The following is a 415-nucleotide window of genomic DNA, read 5'->3' as shown; positions in this document are numbered from 1 at the left end:
TTCGAGTTATCAGGAAAAGCGCCAGATACCGCGCAACTATTGGAGTATTAACCATGGCACTACCACCGCTACCAACGGGTAGCAGCCGAAATAAAATCGAATTTTTGTATGAACACATGAACTCAGGTGAATCCGGCTCTGGTAGCGCATTGCCGATTATTCAAGGGCGATTCATGCCTAACAATGACACGGGGTGGAATGCTGACCTAGACGGCTTTTTCATTAAATACGATGCGCCGAGTTATGTTGAAGATGGGGATATGGACATTATGCCTCTCATCCGTCCCAAGCTTGAAAGTGACGGGGAGCTAGTAAGAGTGTTCTTCAATATCTCCGCAATGGCTCGCCTATCTGGCTTCCAAGGCGAATTGGGTTTTTACATTGTGCTGGCAGATGAGCAGGGCAACGTCATCAA

Annotated in this window: 1 pseudogene; it reads left to right on the top strand. The window is 47.5% G+C overall.

The features are described 5' to 3' along the window. Positions 1-53: 53 nt before the first annotated feature. Positions 54-415, top strand: a pseudogene (locus AACR11_RS12190) (hypothetical protein); the annotation flags it as partial.

Source organism: Vibrio sp. L85 (genome assembly GCF_963871815.1).
GTDB lineage: Bacteria > Pseudomonadota > Gammaproteobacteria > Enterobacterales > Vibrionaceae > Vibrio > Vibrio harveyi.
This window is presented reverse-complemented; position numbering and strand designations above follow the sequence as displayed.